Consider the following 15923-nt stretch of genomic DNA (forward strand, 5'->3'; position numbering starts at 1 on the left):
CTTTCTCCGACAACTCGCCTAACCGTACGCCTACGGGACTACACCTCTTCGGGAAGCTCCCCGACGCGGTTCTCCCACTTCGTGGAGAGCACGATGGTGGTACGGGTCCGGGAGACACCCTTGGTCCCGCTGAGGCGTCGGATGATCCTCTCCAGACCGTCCACGTCGTTCGCCCGCACCTTGAGCATGAACGAGTCGTCGCCGGCGATGAACCAGCAGTCCTCGATCTCGCTCAGGTCCTTCATCCGGTTCGCCACGTCCTCGTGGTCGGCGGCGTCGGAGAGGGAGATGCCGATCAGGGCGGTGACCCCGAGGCCGAGCTGGGCCGCGTTCACCGTCGCCCGGTAGCCGGTGATGACACCGGCCGCCTCCAGCCGGTTGATGCGGTCGGTGACGCTGGGTCCCGACAGGCCGACGAGGCGTCCCAGCTCCGCGTAGGAGGCCCGGCCGTTCTCCCGCAGAGCCTGGATGAGCTGCCTGTCCACCGCGTCCATGCGAATCGAAGCCTTCCGATCAGAGTTCCTGAAGAGATGAGAGGTACCGCAACGTGCTCAGGAGGTGCCCAAAGGGTGCTCAGGTGGCCCGCGTTCCGCCCAGTTCGCCGTCCCAGCGGCGGTACAGACCGTGCGCGACCCCCGCCGCGTCGAGGACCCGGCCGGCGACGAAGTCGACCAGGTCCTGGATGTGGGTGGCGCCCGCGTAGAAGGCCGGCGACGCGGGCACGACACTCGCGCCGGCGTCGTCGAGAGCGACGAGGTGACGCAGGGTCTGCCCGTTCAGCGGGGTCTCCCGTACGGCGACGACGAGCGTGCGGCGCTCCTTGAGCGTCACGCTCGCCGCACGCTGGAGGAGATCCTTGGAGAGCCCGAGGGCGACACCGGCGACGCAGGCGGTGGAGGCCGGGACGATCAGCATCCCCTTCGCGGGATACGACCCCGAGGACGGGCCCGCGGCGAGATCCCCGGCGCCCCAGTACCGCACCCGGTCCACGTCCGGTGCACCGAAGGTGTCCGGCTTTCCGTCGGCGCCCCGCCCGAGCCATTCCCGCAGGTCGTCCCGCCAGTGCGCGTCCCGGAACGAGATCCCCGTCTCGTCCAGGAGCGTGAGCCGCGAGGCCCGGCTGACCACCAGGTCGACGCTTTCGCCCCCGGCGAGCAGGGCCCGCAGCACAGCGGCGGCGTACGGCGTCCCGGACGCCCCGGACACCCCCACGATCCAAGGCACGCGCTGCGTTTCTCCTGCGTTCACACCTTGAGCGTACCGGTGGGCGGGAAGGTCTTCAGGACCGGTGGGCGCGTTCGGGTCCACGGGGCGTGAGCGGTGGCGGCAGTGAGCCCGCCGAGCGGGGAGTCGGTCCTCCCCGGGGTCCCGCACTCGACGTCGGGCGGCCGTGTTCAGACGGTCAGACCCCGCACCAGGAGATCCAGCAGCGCGCAGCCGAACAGGGCGATCCCGATGAAGCCGTTGACGGAGAAGAACGCCCTGTTCAGCCGGGACAGGTCGTGCGGGCGGACGATCGTGTGCTCGTAGACGAAGGCGCCGGCGACGATCAGCAGGCCGAGCCAGAAGAACGCGCCGGCGTCGGTCAGCAGGGCGTACCAGACGAGCAGGGCCGTCGTGATCGCGTGGCAGACGCGGGCGCCCTGGATCGCGGCCGGGACGCCGAAGCGGGCCGGAACCGACAGGACACCGGTCTCGCGGTCGGTCTCGATGTCCTGGCAGGCGTAGATCAGGTCGAAGCCGCCGATCCACACGCCCACGGCGAGACCGAGGACGACCGCGTCCCAGGACCACTCGCCGGTGATCGCCAGCCAGCCGCCGATCGGGCCCATCGCCTGGGCCAGACCGAGGATGGCCTGCGGGAAGTTCGTGAACCTCTTGCCGTACGGGTACACCACCATCGGGATCACCGCGACGGGCGCCAGTGCCAGGCAGAGCGGGTTGAGCAGCGCCGCCGACCCGAGGAAGATCACGACCGCGATCAGGGCGCCGGTCCAGGCGTGCTTCACGGACATCGCGCCGGTCACCAGCTCGCGGTGGGCCGTGCGCGGGTTCCGGGCGTCGATCTCGCGGTCGATGATCCGGTTGACCGCCATGGCGAAGGTGCGCAGGCCCACCATGCAGACGGTGACCAGCAGCAGCCTCCCCCAGTGGATGTTCCGGTCCTGCTGGAACATCGCGGTCAGCGCGGCGATGTAGGCGAAGGGCAGCGCGAAGACCGAGTGCTCGATCATCACCAGGCGCAGGAACGCCTTGGTGCGTCCCGGCTGCGGGAGCGCTGCGGAGGCGGAGCTCACAGGCCGTACTCCTTCCAGCGGCGGTCGACCTTCGCCGCCGTCTCCGGGTCCGGGAGCACCATGTCCGGCCAGCCGCCGTCACGGGTGTAGCCCTCCTCGGGCCACTTCTTCGTCGCGTCGATGCCCGCCTTGCCGCCCCAGAACTGCTGGTAGGAGGCGTGGTCGAGGTGGTCGACGGGGCCCTCGACGATGCTGAGGTCGCGGGCGTAGTCGGTGTTGCCGAGGGCCCGCCAGGCGACCTCGTGCAGGTCGTGGACGTCGCAGTCGGAGTCGACGACCACGATCAGCTTGGTCAGGGACATCATGTGGGCGCCCCAGACGGCGTGCATGACCTTCTGCGCGTGCTTGGGGTACTTCTTGTCGATCGAGACGATCGCGCAGTTGTGGAAGCCGCCGGCCTCGGGCAGGTGGTAGTCCACGATGTCCGGGACGATGATCTTCAGGAGCGGGAGGAAGAAGCGTTCCGTCGCGCGGCCCAGCGGGCCGTCCTCCGTCGGGGGCCGGCCGACCACGATCGACTGGAGCAGCGGCCGCTTCCGCATCGTCACACAGTCGATCTTCAGGGCGGGGAACGGCTCCTGCGGGGTGTAGAAGCCGGTGTGGTCGCCGAAGGGGCCCTCCGGTAGCATCTCGCCCGGTTCCAGCCAGCCCTCGATCACGACCTCGGCCTGCGCCGGCACCTGGAGCGGCACGGTCTTGCAGTCGACCATCTCGATCCGCTTGCCCGCGAGGAACCCGGCGAAGAGGTACTCGTCGATGTCGCCGGGCAGCGGTGCGGTGGAGGCGTAGGTGACGGCGGGCGGGCAGCCGAAGGCGATGGCGACGGGCAGCCGCTCGCCGCGCCGCGCGGCCACCTGGTAGTGGTTGCGGCTGTCCTTGTGGATCTGCCAGTGCATGCCGATCGTGCGCTTGTCGTGGCGCTGGAGGCGGTAGAGCCCGAGGTTGCGGATCCCGCTCTCCGGGTCCTTGGTGTGCGTGAGCCCCAGGTTGAAGAAGGAGCCGCCGTCCTGCGGCCAGGTGAAGAGCGCGGGAAGCCGGTCGAGGTCGACGTCGTCGCCGTGCAGGACGACCTCCTGCACCGGCGCGTTGTCGGACTTCACCTTCTTCGGCGGTACGTGCGTCATCGCGCCGAGCTTCCCGAACGCCTCGCGCACGCCGACGAAGCCGTGCGGCAGCTCGGGCCGCAGCAGTCCGCCGATCTTGTCCGAGATCTCCGCGTACGACTTCAGCCCGAGCGCCTTGAGCAGGCGGCGGTCGGTGCCGAAGACATTCATCGCGAGGGGCATGTCGGAGCCCTTCACGTTCTCGAAGAGCAGCGCGGGGCCCTGTGCCTTCTGTACCCGGTCGACGATCTCCCCGACTTCCAGGTACGGATCGACCTCGGCCTTGACGCGCTTGAGGTCGCCTTCGCGTTCCAGTGCCCTGAGCAGGGAACGAAGATCGTCGTAAGCCATGCGTCCCAGTATCGCCGAGGCCCTCCCCCCGCCGACGCATCGCCCCCGCCAGGAGCGTTCCGGTCACCGCGGGACGGCGCTTTCGCCGTTTGTGCCACCCGCTACCCTGACCCCGTCATCGGGCCCGACCCGCGGTCCGTCACCGTTCTCTGGGGGAACCCGCCACCATGCTCAGGTATCTGCCCCTCCTGCTGGTGCTGGCGCTGTGGATCTACGCCTTCATCGACTGCCTCAACACTCCGGAGGAGGAGGTGCGGGGGCTGCCGAAGGTGATCTGGGTGATCATCATCCTGCTCTTCGGCGAGGTGCTGGTCGGCCCGGTCGCCTGGCTGGTGGCCGGCAAGGTCCGGCACGCCCCGGCCGGCGGCGCCGGGCCCGCCGAGTGGGTCGCCCCCGACGACAACCCCGAGTTCCTCAAGTCCCTCAAGGACGAGGCCGCCTCGGCGAAGGACGGGAACGGCGAGAACGGCGAGAACGGCGAGAAGGACGAGCAGCTCCTCAAGGACTGGGAGGCCGATCTCCGCCGCCGCGAGGAGGAGCTGAAGCGCCGCGAGTCCGAGGAAGACCCCAAGGACAGCTAGGACAGCCGGGGCAGCTCAAGGTCGGCATTCCGGGGTCAACTCGTGCCGAATGAGCGGAAGATGATACATCGTCGGCGAGGTGCGACCGGCCGGGCAAGATTTGCCCAAGGAACTTGCGCATCTTTTTTCTGACTACCCAGGGGTAACGACTCCTTTCATTCACAAGGGAGTTACTCGAACACTCCCTTCACATGGAAGGTGCTGTACTGCGCGATGCACAGGGAATGTCGACTCATCTATTCGAACACCCACCCCGCCCCGCGGACCCGTCGCCTCGCACCCTCCCTACACGTCGAGTTGACCCACATGAGTGACAACGGTTCCGGCCCCGACACCCGGTAGTCTCCTCTGTAGCTCTTTTCTGTGCCGGTGCCCGATGGGCGCCGTACGGGTTCACCAGGCCCGGCACCCAACAGAAAGGAGCAGGTCCGTGGCTAGCTCTGACCAGCCAAGCGACCGGGACGACGCCGTCCCCCCAGAACCGCACGATCCGGACCCACCGGTACCGGACACCGCGGCCGCACGGGACAGCGCCGCTCCCCCGCGCGGCACTCCAGAGCCGGACCGCGGTAACGCGCCGCGCAGGCGTCGGGTGCGCGTGGCCGGAGAGTGCCTGTACTGGCTCGTCCGGCTGATGCTCGACCTGTACGACAACGGCGGATGAGGTTGGGACCTCATCCGCCGTCAGTTACCGAATAGCCGGTACGTGGGCCCGTGCTCAGGTTCCCGCCAGGACACGGGCTCACGGTCTGCCTCGGTAAGTCGTCGTGGAGCAACGCACTCCGGAGACGGTTCCACTGTAGGGATCCCCCGAGAAGCCGCCCCCGCGTACGCGCTCATCCTCGCGCCTGCGCCGCGCTCCGGGAACCCATATCAGTTCTCAACGGTGCCACAGCACAGGATGTGAGGTGCCAAAAGCCGTGAAAGCACTCTCCCGAGTGAATCCCTGTGCATGATTGTAGGCCTGAACGGTACCGTGGGAGCTAGCAGAGGTAGTTGAAGATCCGACGAGACCGACGAGAGGAGTCGGCGCCCGTGGCCCGGGGAACGGCGAACTTCGACGGTGAGGCCCTGCGCACCGCCCGCCTGACCCGCCGGGTCGACGGACAGCTCCTCAGCGCGGAAGCCGTGGCCAGACGCCTCGGCACCTCCAAGAGCCGCGTCCTCGCGTACGAGAACAACACCTCCAAGCCCGACCCCAGACGCATCGCCCAGCTCAGCGAGCTCTTCGACATCCCCGCCCGCGAACTGCGCCTCAAACGCGCCCTGGCCGACATCCACGGCCTGCGCTGCCAGAGCGGCCTCACCGCGGCCGAGGCGGCCGCCCGGGTCGGCATCAGCCGCAGCGGCTACGCCAACATCGAGCGGCACGCCCTGCTCCCCGTACGCGACGACGGCACCGTACGCATGAGCCTGGCCCGCACCTTCGGCGTGACCCCCGCCGTGATCGACCGCGCGCTCCTGCGCCACCCGGCGGCCATCGCCCGCCAGAACGAACTCGCCGAACAGCTCGGCACCGTCTTCGAACGGGCCCACCGCAAACACAGCCCGGCCGTCATCGACCTCACCGACCCCCTGCTCCAGCACATCGCCCCGCTGCTGCAACGCCCCGCCAAGGTCGCCTGCCGGCTCGTCAGCGCCGAGCTCGACACCTACCGCGACCTGCTGCGCGACCACGCCCGGATGAAGGTCGACGAGGCCTTCGCCCAGACCGAGTCCGCCGCCACCCGCGCCCGCAGCCGCCGCATCCGTCTGGAGTCCCTGATCGACGGCGCCGCGCCGACCACCGCGAAGAACCTCAGCCGGTTCCTGTCCGAGGCGATGAACGTCCGCCAGTGGCGCCTCATGGTCGCCCTCGCCAACGCCGGACTCGACGGCATCGCCCTGTCCAGCACCTCGCGCTACGCCCCCTCCGAGGACCTCACGGTCCTCCAGATACGCCAGTACGCCACCGTCCTCCAGCGCGGCGACCAGACCTACGCCACGCCCACCGAGAACGGCCTCATCACGGTCCGCAACAACTACGCGCGGTACGGACGCCTCTACCCGCGCGTCCCCGCCCCGACCCTGAGCCACTACTGGGAGCAGCGCCGCCGCCCGTCGATCGTGATGCGCCGCGCGGGCCGCCCGGCACCGGAGACCACCTGACGGACAGCCCCCGTCCTGCCCGCCCCTTCCCCGGGAGTCCGCCCCATGACCGCCGAACGCCGGCTGCGGCCCGTGGACCTGGCCCGGCTGGCCGGCGTCACCACGCAGCAGATCCGCAACTACGAGGACGCCGGCGTGCTGCCGGCGGCCGGGCGGACCGAGTCGGGGTACCGGACCTTCGGCGAGGTGCACCGGCGGGCACTGCTGGCGTACCGGGCGCTGGTCAAGGGGTACGGGCCGGTGCCGGCGGCCCGGATCATGCGGACGCTGCACGCCGGGGACGTCCCCGGCGCGCTGGCCCTCGTGGACGCCGCGCACGCCGCGCTGCACGACGAGCGCGCCGCGCTGCGCGCGACCGGTGAGGCACTGGAGGCGCTCACCGGGGACACCGCGGCCCCGCCCCGCACCGGCGGGCTGCGCATCGGGGAGGTCGCCGCCCTGCTCGGCGTACGGACGTCCGCGCTGCGGGTGTGGGAGAGCGCGGGACTCGTGACACCGGACCGGGAACGCGGCACGGGCTACCGGAGCTACGGGCCCTCCGCCGTGCGCGACGCCCGGATCGTGCACAGCCTGCGCGCCGGCCACTACCTGTTCCGCCAGATCCGCCCCGTACTGGACGAACTGCGCCGGGAGGGCGGCAGCCGGCAGGCGCTGCGGGCGGCGCTCGCGGCCCGCGCCGAGACGCTGACGGCCCGCACCCGGGCCATGCTGGCGGGTGCGGGCCGGCTGTACGACTACCTCGAAGGGCCCGAGGGCCCGGACGGCCTCGGACGTCCTACCGCAGACGCGACGACGACAGGATCGACAGCAGGTGGGCCGGGACCATCAGCCAGGTGATCACCGCGATCGCGGCCAGCGCCCAGCGGGTCGGCCCGACGTCACCGGACGCCACGTCGGCGACCGCCACGACCAGCAGGACCAGCGAGGCCTCGATGCCGTTGGTCACCCGGTGGATCTTGAAGGCGGCGGCGAGCCGGCGCACCGACGCGACACCCTGCGAACGCGGCGCGGTGGCCTCGTCGTCGGCGACGGCCAGCCCGCGCCGGGCCCGGGCCACGTCCACCAGGTCGGTCGACGCCTTCAGCAGCACGACCCCGAGCGCGGTGGCCAGGCCGAGCGACACCCAGCCGTTGAAGCCGTTCCAGCCCCCGAGACCCGACTCCGCGGCCCGGAAACCGAAGCCGATCATCAGCGCCGCGTCGGCCAGGTAGGCGCCGAGCCGGTCGACGTAGATACCGGTCGCGCTGTTCTGCCCCTTCCAGCGGGCGACCTCGCCGTCCACGCAGTCGAAGAGCAGGAACAGCTGCATGAAGAGCGCGGCGAGCACCGCACCGGCCAGGCCCGGTATCAGCAGCGCCGCGCCGGACAGGACCCCGCACACCACCATCGTCCAGGTCAGCTGGTCCGGGGTGACCGGAGTGCGCACCAGCTGACGCGTGAACCGCAGCGACACCCGGCGCATGTACAGCCGGCCCGCCCAGTGTTCGCCGTTGCGGCTCGCCAGCTTGGCCTGCGGCTGGCAGACCTCCCGCAGCTCCTCCAGCACCGGAGCAGCACCCATGACCGTTCCTCCCACAAGCCCCACGATGATCGGGCCAGGGTACAGAGCACCCAAGAGACCGACGCGGGCGGGCGGTTGTGCGCATCGGCCGGCACCGGCACCGGCCGTGGCGCACAGTGAGGTCATGAACCCCGTGGACCGCACGACCGCCCGCAGCTGGCTCGGCACCGCTCTGGAAGAGGCCCGCGCCGGGCTCGCCGAGGGCGGCATTCCGATCGGCGCCGCCCTGTACGGCCCGGACGGCACACTGCTCGGCCGCGGCCACAACCGCCGGGTCCAGGACGGCGACCCGTCCCTGCACGCGGAGACGGCCGCGTTCCGCGCGGCGGGCCGGCGGCGGTCGTACCGTGGTACGACGATGGTCACGACGCTCTCGCCGTGCTGGTACTGCTCCGGCCTGGTCCGTCAGTTCGGCATCTCCCGGGTGGTCGTCGGCGAGGCGGCCACCTTCCACGGCGGCCACGACTGGCTGGCGGAACACGGCGTGGAGATCGTGCTGCTGGACGACCCCGAGTGCGTCGCGCTGATGCGTGACTTCGTCGAGAAGAACCCGGCCCTGTGGAACGAGGACATCGGTGAGTGAGCGACAGGCCCCCCGGATCCCGACCGTCGACCTCGCCCCCTGGCTCTCCGGGGACCCCCGGGCGCGTGCGCGGATCGCGCGGACCGTCGACGAGGCGCTGTGCGGTGCCGGGTTTCTGCTGGTGACCGGGCACGGGGTGGACAGCGGGCTGCGGCAGCGGATCCGGGAGGCGGCGCGGGAGTTCTTCGTGCTGCCCGCCGAGGTGAAGGAGCCCTACGGCGTGCGGGTCGGGGGGCGGGGGTGGCTGGGCCCGGGGGCCGAGGCGAACGGGTACGCGGAGGGGACCGAGACGCCGCCGGACCTGAAGGAGTCGCTCAGCTTCGCCACGCACGAGCCCTTCGACGACCCGGTGGTCAACGCGGAGTGGTACGCGCCCAACGTGTGGCCGGCGGAGGTGCCCGGGCTGCGGCCGCTGTGCGAGGAGTACCTGGCGCGGATGGCGGAGCTGGAGGAGCTGCTGCTCGCGCTGCTCGGCGAGGCGCTCGGGCTGGAACCGGACTTCTTCTCCCGGCACATGGCGCATCCCACGTACGGCTTCAACATCAACTGGTACCCGGGACGGGAGGTCGTCGGGGAGCCGCAGCCGGGGCAGTTCCGGATCGGGCCGCACACCGACTTCGGGACCGTGACGATCCTCGACCGGCAGGCCGGCAAGGGCGGGCTACAGGTGTGGACGGACGAGGGCGGCTGGCAGGACGCGCCGTTCGATCCGGCCGCGTTCACCATCAACATCGGTGACCTGATGGCCCGCTGGACCGGCGACCGGTGGCGTTCGGGCCGGCACCGGGTGCTGCCGCCCCCGGCCGACGAGCCCGCCGAGGAGTTGATGTCGCTCGTCTACTTCGGCGAGTGCACCCCGGGGACGGTCGTGCGGTCCGTGCCCGCCCCGGTGGGCCGGGTGGCGTACGCGCCGGTCGACTCGCACGTGTACCTGCGGGAGAAGCTGGACTCGATCGCGATGGAGCCCTAGCGCCTCTCTTTCGGATCTCGAAAGAAAGGCCCTAGCGCCCACCACCCCCTAGATTTTCGATCAGACGTTCGAAGCGGGCTCGCCAGGCGGGCTCGCTCGCGCCGTCTCCGGCACCCTCCTGGAACTCGTGCGTGAAGCGCAGCACGGTCCCCTCGTCACCGTCGCGCTCCAGGTGGAACCGGATCCGGCCGCCCTCGACCGAGTACTCGGCGACCCGGTCCACGTCCCACGCCGTGACCTGCCCGTTCCCCGCCCCGCGCAGCGCGACCGCGCCACCGAGCCGGGGTTCGAGCAGGTCCACGCCGGTCCACCAGGCGCCGATCCCCTCCGGGGTCGCCAGCGCCGGCCAGACCGCGTCCATGGGCTTCGGGACCGCACCAGGAAGTGCAGGATGTGCGTGTTCCCGTGGGCCTGGCTGGAGCCCTGTTCGATGGAACCGGTCATGACACCAGCGTGAACCCTGGCGGGGGCCCGTGCACGCGCTACGGCCGCTGACCTGGCTCGTCGACGACCGCGCGGCTCAGAATGGCGGTGGTGCTCCCGACCGTGCCCTTCTTGATGCCGCCCTCGTCCTCGACGTACACGCTGCGGGTGCCCAGGAACCGGTACGACGCCGGGTCGAAGACCCACTCCTCACGGACGGGGGAGCCGGTTTGCCGGTGGGTGAGCGCCACGCCCCGCCGTCCGGCGGCGTCCACGGAGCTCTTGACGGCGGTCACCGAGGGAATCCGGGCGACGGCCCGGTACAGCGCGGCACTCTGCTTCGGCGGCAGCATTCCGCTGCCGAACATGTCGCCGGCCACCAGCCACATCACCTGGCCGGGGTCGGGATCACCTCCTTTCACCGCCACCGCGGCCGTACTGCGCAGCCAGGCGTACATCGCATCGGTGTCGGTCGGCAGCGAGGACAGGCGCCGATAGTCGGTGGACAGGAGCTCGGCCTCCTCACCCGGGGGCCGGTCGGGCTGAGTGACCCGTTTCCCCTCGCCCCCCTGCTCGATGATCAGACCCTTGCGGGTGCCGTCCACGGCCTCCCACTGCTCCAGCCGGTGCACCGGCCGCAGCGTCGTCGTGGACTTCCCGTCCTCGGCGATCTCGGTCGAGCTCCAGGACACCAGCATGTCGACGTACGTGTACTGGTCGTCGCGCGCGCCGCGGAGTTCGTCGGACTCGGATGTCACCGCCGCGCCGGGCCGCCGTACGCCCTCGGCGCCCCCGGACGGAAGGACCACCAGTGTGAGGGCCGCGACCGTCGCGACCGCGGCCGCGGCCAGGACGGGCCGCCGCCGGGCCCGGCGGATCCGGGAAGCGGCCTCGGCGTGCCGGATCTCGGCCATCACATGCTCCTTGAGGAGTCGGTGACGGTCCGGTGGAAGATCCCGTTCTGCCAGCCGGCTCATCGGCTTTCCTCCTTCAGGACCCCGACCGCGGTGGTGCGGTCCCCTCTCACCTGTCCGCGCGCTTGCGGGAGTTCCATATGTTTCGCGAGTTTCGTGCGAGCCCGGGAGAGCCTCGACCGCACGGTCCCGACGGGCACCCCCAGCGCCTCGGCGGCGGCCCGGTAGTCCAGCCCGGACCACACGCACAACGCCAGCACCTCCCGCTCCGTCCGCCGCAGCCGCGCCAGGGCGGTGCGGACGAGGGCCAGCTGGACCGCGTCGTCCACGCGTCCGGCGACCTCGTCGGCGAAGTCCCGCACGGTCTCGTCCCGCGGGAGACGGGACACGGCGGCCGCGTGCCTGCGGGTGGCGCGGCGGGTGTTGCGCGTGACGTTGGTGGCGATGCCCAGCAGCCAGGGCCCCAGGGAACCGCCCTCCTCGTCGAGCCTCCCGCACAGCCGCCAGGCGTCCAGGAAGGTCAGCGAGACGACCTCCTCGGCGATCGCCCACTCCCCCGTGAGCCGGAAAGCGTGGTTGTAGACGGAGCGCGCGTACGCGTCGAAGAGCTCACCGAAAGCGTCGTGATCCCCCGCGCGGACGCGTCTTCGCAGATTCGTATCCACGCCCTTCTACCTGTCCGTACGACACAGGCCGGTTCCTGTGACCTGAGCCACAGGAACCGGCCTGCCCGGAACGGACCTGTACGGGACCTACACGCCCGCGTACGAGTGCTTGCCCGAGACGAAGATGTTGACGCCGTAGTAGTTGAACAGCCAGCAGCCGAAGGCGATCAGTGCCAGGTAGGCGGCCTTGCGGCCCTTCCAGCCGGCCGTGGCGCGGGCGTGCAGGTAGCAGGCGTAGGCGACCCAGGTGATGAACGCCCAGGTCTCCTTGGGGTCCCAGCCCCAGTAGCGGCCCCACGCGTCGCCCGCCCAGATCGCGCCCGCGATGATCGTGAAGGTCCACAGCGGGAACACCGCCGCGTTGACCCGGTAGGCGAACTTGTCGAGGGAGGCCGAGGCGGGCAGCCGGTCCATGACCGAGTTCGCGAACGCGCCGGGCTTGCCGCCGGTCGCGAGCTTGTTCTCGTAGGAGTCCTTGAACAGGTACAGGATCGTGGTGACCGCGCCGACGTAGAACACCGCGCCGCACAGGATCGCGGTGGAGACGTGGATGTACAGCCAGTACGAGTGCAGCGCCGGGACCAGCTGGTCGCTCGCCGTGTAGAGAACGGTGACCGCGAGGCCCAGGTCGAGCAGGACCGAGGTGATCAGGAACAGCCCGAGCCAGCGCACGTTCTTCTTCAGCGCCAGCAGCGTGAGGTACACGCCGACGGCCACCGTGGAGAAGGTGATGTTGAACTCGTACATGTTGCCCCAGGGCGCCCGCTCCACCGAGGCCGCGCGGGCGATCACGCCGCCCAGCTCGACCAGGAACGCGAGCGCCGTGAGCGAGACGGCGATCCGGCCGTACATGTCGCCCTGCTCGTCGCCGCCGTGGGCGCCCGGCCCGTCGGGCACGTCCCGCGCGCCGGCCGTGGCGCGCACGACGACCTTCGGGCGCTCCAGGACGGCGGTCCCGCCGTTCTTCTTCACGGTGACGGCCGGGCCGGCGGCCCGCGCCCTCGCGTCGGCGGTGAGCGCGGCGGCGGTACGGCCGACCTTGCTGCGGCTGCCGAAGAGCCATTCGGCGATGTACGCGAAGAAGGCCAGGGTGTAGACGGCCATCGCGGAGTAGATCAGCGTGTTGCTGATGCTGGCGAGGTTCTCGTTGGTGGCGGCGGCGAGAGTCACTTCTCAGCCCCTTCGGCAGGTACGACGTGGGGGTCGGGGGATGTGGCGGAGTCGTTCTCGGGGCCGGATGCCCCGGGAGCCTGGTCGTACAGGATCCCGGCGAGGTCGCCGAGCTCCTCGGGCACCTTGGCGGACTCGCTGCGGCCGAGCCCGGCCATCTCCACGACCGTCACCCCGTCGGCGCCGCGCGTGGCACGCACCCACACCCGGCGGCGCTGGATGAACAGGGAGGCGGCGAGACCGAAGATCGCCCCGAACGAGCCGACGAGCGCCCAGTCGCTGCCCGGCTGCTGGGTGATCTGGAAGTTCGCCCACTCCTTGGTGCCCTCGTAGGTGATCGAGCCGGCACCGTCCGGAAGGGTCATGGTGTCGCCGGGCTTGAGGTTCGAGCGCAGCTGGAGCCCCTTGGAGTCCTTGAACTCCTTCATGTGCGTCGTGTCGAGCTGGTACACGCTCTGCGGAATGCCCGAATTGACGCCGAGATCGCCGTGGTAGGGCGCGAGGTTCAGGACGGGGTTGCGCAGGGCGGGGAAGGTGGAGGCGGTCTCCATGCCCTTGACGTAGCTCGGCAGGAAGAACGCCTGGAACGCGAGCTGCTCGCCGACGCCCTTGGCGTTGCGGTAACCGTCGAGGACCTTCACCACGCCGGAGGAGGTGACGTTGGAGTCCAGCGGCAGCAGCGGTACGGCGTCGCTGTAGACGATGTCGCCCTTGCCGTCCCGGACGGTCACCACGGGGGCGTAACCGTGGGCGGTCAGGTAGACCTTCGACTCGCCGATCTCCAGCGGGTGGTTGACCTTGACGACGGACTTCTTCTTGCCCTTGCCGTACGCGCCGACGCTGTAGGTGAGCGCGGCCTGGTAGGTGCGCGGGGTGCCCTTGTTCGGGCCGCTCGTCTCGTACGTGCCGGTGAAGTCCTTGAGGGAGAAGCTGAACGGCGTCAGGTCGTCGGTGCTGAACAGGGTGCCGGACTTGAAGTCGTCGTACTGCGTGAGGGTGTTGGAGAAGCCGTCGCCCTCGACGACCAGCTTGTTGCCCTCCGTCTTGAAGAGCTGGCCCCAGGCGAAGGCGACCAGCATCACGATCAGGGCGATGTGGAAGGCCAGGTTGCCGATCTCGCGGAGGTAGCCCTTCTCGGCGGCGACGGCGTCACCGGCGAGGTGGGCGCGGAAGCGGCGCTTCTTCAGCAGGGCGAGCGCGGCCTCGCGGACCTGCTCCGGCTCGGCGTCGGTGCGCCACGTCGTGTACGCGGGCAGCCGGGTCAGCCGCTTGGGGGCGCCCGGCGGGCGGCCGCGCAGCTGGCCGACGAACTGCCAGGTGCGGGGCACGATGCAGCCGATGAGGGAGACGAACAGCAGGATGTAGATCGCGGAGAACCACACCGAGCTGTAGACGTGGAAGAGCCCGAGCCGGTCGTAGAGCTGCGCGAGCGTCTCGTGCGCCGCGCGGAACTCGGCGACCTTCGTCTCGTCGCTCCCGGACTGCGGGATCAGCGAGCCGGGGATCGCGCCGAGCGCCAGCAGCAGGAGCAGCAGCAGGGCGACCCGCATCGAGGTGAGCTGGCGCCAGAACCAGCGGGCCCAGCCGATCACGCCCAGTCCGGGCACGCTCGCGAGCGTGTCGGTGGGGGCGGTGGACAGCTGGGAGCCGGCGGCACCGAGGTCCTGGTCGTCGGGCGCGCCGCTCTCGGCGGGCGCGTCGGGTGTGGTCTTGCTCATGGATCAGATCCCCACGGTGAAGCCGGCGGACCAGGACTGCATGTCCTGCACGATTCGGTCCCACGCACCGGTCAGCAGCAGCAGACCGGTCACGATCATCATCGTGCCGCCGATCCGCATGACCCAGACGTAGTGGCGCTTGACCCACCCGAAGGCGCCGAGCGCCTTGCGGAACGCGACCGCGGCGAGCACGAAGGGCACGCCGAGGCCGAGGCAGTAGGCGACGGTCAGTATGGCACCGCGGCCGGCGCTCGCCTCGTTGTAGGAGAGCGCGATCACGGAGGTCAGGGTGGGGCCGATGCAGGGTGTCCAGCCGATGCCGAACAGCGCGCCGAGGAAGGGGGCGCCGATCAGTCCGGTGACGGGCCGCCGGTGGAAGCGGAACTCCCGCTGGGTCATCCAGGGCATCAGGCCCATGTAGAAGACGCCCATGGCGATCATGAGCACGCCCAGCACCTTGGACAGGGTGTCCTTGTGTTCCTGGAGGTTGTCGCCGAAGTACCCGAACAGGGCCCCGCTGGAGACGAACACCGCGGTGAAGCCGAGCACGAAGAGGGAGGCGCCCGCGACCATCCGCCCCCGCTTGGCCTCGGCGAGGTCCGAGCCGGTCACGCCGGTTACGTAGGAGAGGTAACCGGGGACGAGCGGCAGCACGCACGGGGAGAAGAAGGAGACGAGTCCGCCGAGCAGCGCGATGGGCAGGGCGACCAGCAGGGCGCCGCTCATCACGGTCTGGTTGGGGTCGGTCGCCGCGGCGAGGGTGGTGACGGCGCTCACGTCACTTCTCCGCGAGGACCGGGGTGATCATCTTGCGCAGCTTCTCCTCGCTGAGCGGGGACAGCGAGCGCGCGGCGATCTTCCCGTCGCGGTCGAAGACGACGGTGGAGGGGACCGTCTGCGGGTTGAGGGTGCCCTTCTTGAAGCGGAGCATCAGCTTGCCCGTCGGGTCGTACAGGCTGGGGTACGTGACCCCCTGCTGCTTCTCGAAGGCGGCGGCGTTGAGCACGCTGGTGTCGCGGGTGTTGATGCCCACGAACTGCACGCCCTGCGTCTTCAGGTCCTGGTAGACCTTCTCGAAGGACGGGGCCTCGGCCCGGCAGGGGGCGCACCAGGAGCCCCACACGTTGAGGACGACGACCTTGCCCCGGTAGCCGGCGACGTCGAGCTGCTTGCCCTCGACGGTCTCTCCGGACAGGTCGGGGGCCGCGTCGCGCTTTCCCTTCGCGACGGTGGAGATGCCGTCCTTGCCCATGACGAAGTTGGTGTCACCGCCTCCGCCGGAGGTACCTCCGGAGGTGCATGCGGAGAGCAGCACCACTGCTGCGGCACCGGCTCCCGTCAGGGCGGTACGACGCGAGCGGGTCCAGTGGGTCGAGACCTGGGGGGCGCGGCTGGCGGCACTCATGTGAAAAGTTTCGCATGCCCGTTCTGAGGATCTT

18 protein-coding genes are annotated in these 15923 nt (G+C 70.4%); 6 read left to right on the forward strand and 12 right to left on the reverse strand.

Annotated features, from left to right (window positions below; genetic code table 11):
* Nucleotides 1–38: 38 nt before the first annotated feature.
* The 4 genes from IE275_RS18875 to IE275_RS18890 form a co-directional block, all read right to left on the reverse strand.
* Entirely contained in the window at nucleotides 39–494 is a 456-nt protein-coding gene (locus tag IE275_RS18875) for an Lrp/AsnC family transcriptional regulator (RefSeq protein ID WP_054238669.1), read from the reverse strand.
* A gap of 79 nt (nucleotides 495–573) precedes the next feature.
* A complete protein-coding gene (locus tag IE275_RS18880; RefSeq protein WP_189712484.1) occupies nucleotides 574–1224 on the reverse strand; it encodes a UbiX family flavin prenyltransferase in 651 nt (216 codons plus the stop codon).
* Nucleotides 1225–1394: 170 nt separating this feature from the next.
* Nucleotides 1395–2297, reverse strand: a complete 903-nt coding sequence (gene mqnP / locus IE275_RS18885) for a menaquinone biosynthesis prenyltransferase MqnP (RefSeq protein ID WP_189712485.1) — start codon at nucleotides 2295–2297, stop codon at nucleotides 1395–1397.
* Entirely contained in the window at nucleotides 2294–3751 is a 1458-nt protein-coding gene (locus IE275_RS18890; RefSeq protein ID WP_189712486.1) for a menaquinone biosynthesis decarboxylase, read from the reverse strand. The genes mqnP and IE275_RS18890 overlap by 4 nt, the downstream gene beginning before the upstream one ends.
* Before the next feature lie 167 nt (nucleotides 3752–3918).
* Between IE275_RS18890 and IE275_RS18895 the strand changes: the two genes are divergently transcribed.
* The 4 genes from IE275_RS18895 (at nucleotide 3919) to IE275_RS18910 (ending at nucleotide 7317) form a co-directional block, all read left to right on the forward strand.
* Nucleotides 3919–4332 carry a PLD nuclease N-terminal domain-containing protein gene (locus IE275_RS18895; protein ID WP_189712487.1) on the forward strand — a complete coding sequence of 138 codons (414 nt, stop codon included), beginning with the start codon at nucleotides 3919–3921 and terminating at the stop codon, nucleotides 4330–4332.
* Nucleotides 4333–4762: 430 nt separating this feature from the next.
* Entirely contained in the window at nucleotides 4763–4996 is a 234-nt protein-coding gene (locus tag IE275_RS18900) for a hypothetical protein (RefSeq protein ID WP_189712488.1), read from the forward strand.
* 371 nt (nucleotides 4997–5367) lie between these two features.
* Nucleotides 5368–6480, forward strand: a complete 1113-nt coding sequence (locus tag IE275_RS18905) for a helix-turn-helix transcriptional regulator (RefSeq protein WP_189712489.1) — start codon at nucleotides 5368–5370, stop codon at nucleotides 6478–6480.
* A gap of 45 nt (nucleotides 6481–6525) precedes the next feature.
* A complete protein-coding gene (locus tag IE275_RS18910; protein WP_189712490.1) occupies nucleotides 6526–7317 on the forward strand; it encodes a MerR family transcriptional regulator in 792 nt (263 codons plus the stop codon).
* Here the strand turns inward: IE275_RS18910 and IE275_RS18915 are convergent.
* Nucleotides 7256–8041, reverse strand: a complete 786-nt coding sequence (locus tag IE275_RS18915; RefSeq protein WP_189712491.1) for a CDP-alcohol phosphatidyltransferase family protein — start codon at nucleotides 8039–8041, stop codon at nucleotides 7256–7258. The two genes, IE275_RS18910 and IE275_RS18915, sit on opposite strands and share 62 nt — an antisense overlap.
* A 124-nt stretch (nucleotides 8042–8165) precedes the next feature.
* Between IE275_RS18915 and IE275_RS18920 the strand changes: the two genes are divergently transcribed.
* Entirely contained in the window at nucleotides 8166–8624 is a 459-nt protein-coding gene (locus IE275_RS18920; protein WP_189712492.1) for a nucleoside deaminase, read from the forward strand.
* Entirely contained in the window at nucleotides 8617–9594 is a 978-nt protein-coding gene (locus IE275_RS18925) for an isopenicillin N synthase family dioxygenase (RefSeq protein ID WP_189712493.1), read from the forward strand. The genes IE275_RS18920 and IE275_RS18925 overlap by 8 nt, the downstream gene beginning before the upstream one ends.
* 31 nt (nucleotides 9595–9625) lie before the next feature.
* Here the strand turns inward: IE275_RS18925 and IE275_RS18930 are convergent, their stop codons facing one another.
* From IE275_RS18930 to IE275_RS18960, 7 genes are all read right to left on the reverse strand, one after another.
* A complete protein-coding gene (locus IE275_RS18930; RefSeq protein WP_229870351.1) occupies nucleotides 9626–9955 on the reverse strand; it encodes an SRPBCC domain-containing protein in 330 nt (109 codons plus the stop codon).
* A 121-nt stretch (nucleotides 9956–10076) separates the two neighbouring features.
* A complete protein-coding gene (locus IE275_RS18935; RefSeq protein ID WP_189712494.1) occupies nucleotides 10077–10994 on the reverse strand; it encodes a CU044_5270 family protein in 918 nt (305 codons plus the stop codon).
* Nucleotides 10991–11596, reverse strand: a complete 606-nt coding sequence (locus IE275_RS18940; RefSeq protein ID WP_229870352.1) for an RNA polymerase sigma factor — start codon at nucleotides 11594–11596, stop codon at nucleotides 10991–10993. Before IE275_RS18940 ends, IE275_RS18935 begins: the two co-directional genes overlap by 4 nt.
* A gap of 87 nt (nucleotides 11597–11683) precedes the next feature.
* The gene (gene ccsB / locus IE275_RS18945; RefSeq protein ID WP_189712495.1) at nucleotides 11684–12766 is read right to left on the reverse strand and encodes a c-type cytochrome biogenesis protein CcsB; all 1083 of its coding nucleotides are present in this window, start codon (nucleotides 12764–12766) and stop codon (nucleotides 11684–11686) included.
* Nucleotides 12763–14484 carry a cytochrome c biogenesis protein ResB gene (gene resB / locus IE275_RS18950; protein WP_189712496.1) on the reverse strand — a complete coding sequence of 574 codons (1722 nt, stop codon included), beginning with the start codon at nucleotides 14482–14484 and terminating at the stop codon, nucleotides 12763–12765. Before resB ends, ccsB begins: the two co-directional genes overlap by 4 nt.
* Before the next feature lie 3 nt (nucleotides 14485–14487).
* Nucleotides 14488–15261 (reverse strand): cytochrome c biogenesis CcdA family protein, encoded by a 774-nt coding sequence (locus tag IE275_RS18955; protein ID WP_189712497.1) that lies wholly within the window; start codon nucleotides 15259–15261, stop codon nucleotides 14488–14490.
* A gap of 1 nt (nucleotide 15262) precedes the next feature.
* On the reverse strand, nucleotides 15263–15889 hold the full coding sequence (locus tag IE275_RS18960; protein ID WP_189712498.1) for a TlpA family protein disulfide reductase: 627 nt from the start codon (nucleotides 15887–15889) through the stop codon (nucleotides 15263–15265).
* Between the last annotated feature and the right edge of the window lie 34 nt (nucleotides 15890–15923).

It is taken from the genome of Streptomyces phaeofaciens, assembly GCF_014648915.1.
GTDB classification, from domain to species: domain Bacteria; phylum Actinomycetota; class Actinomycetes; order Streptomycetales; family Streptomycetaceae; genus Streptomyces; species Streptomyces phaeofaciens.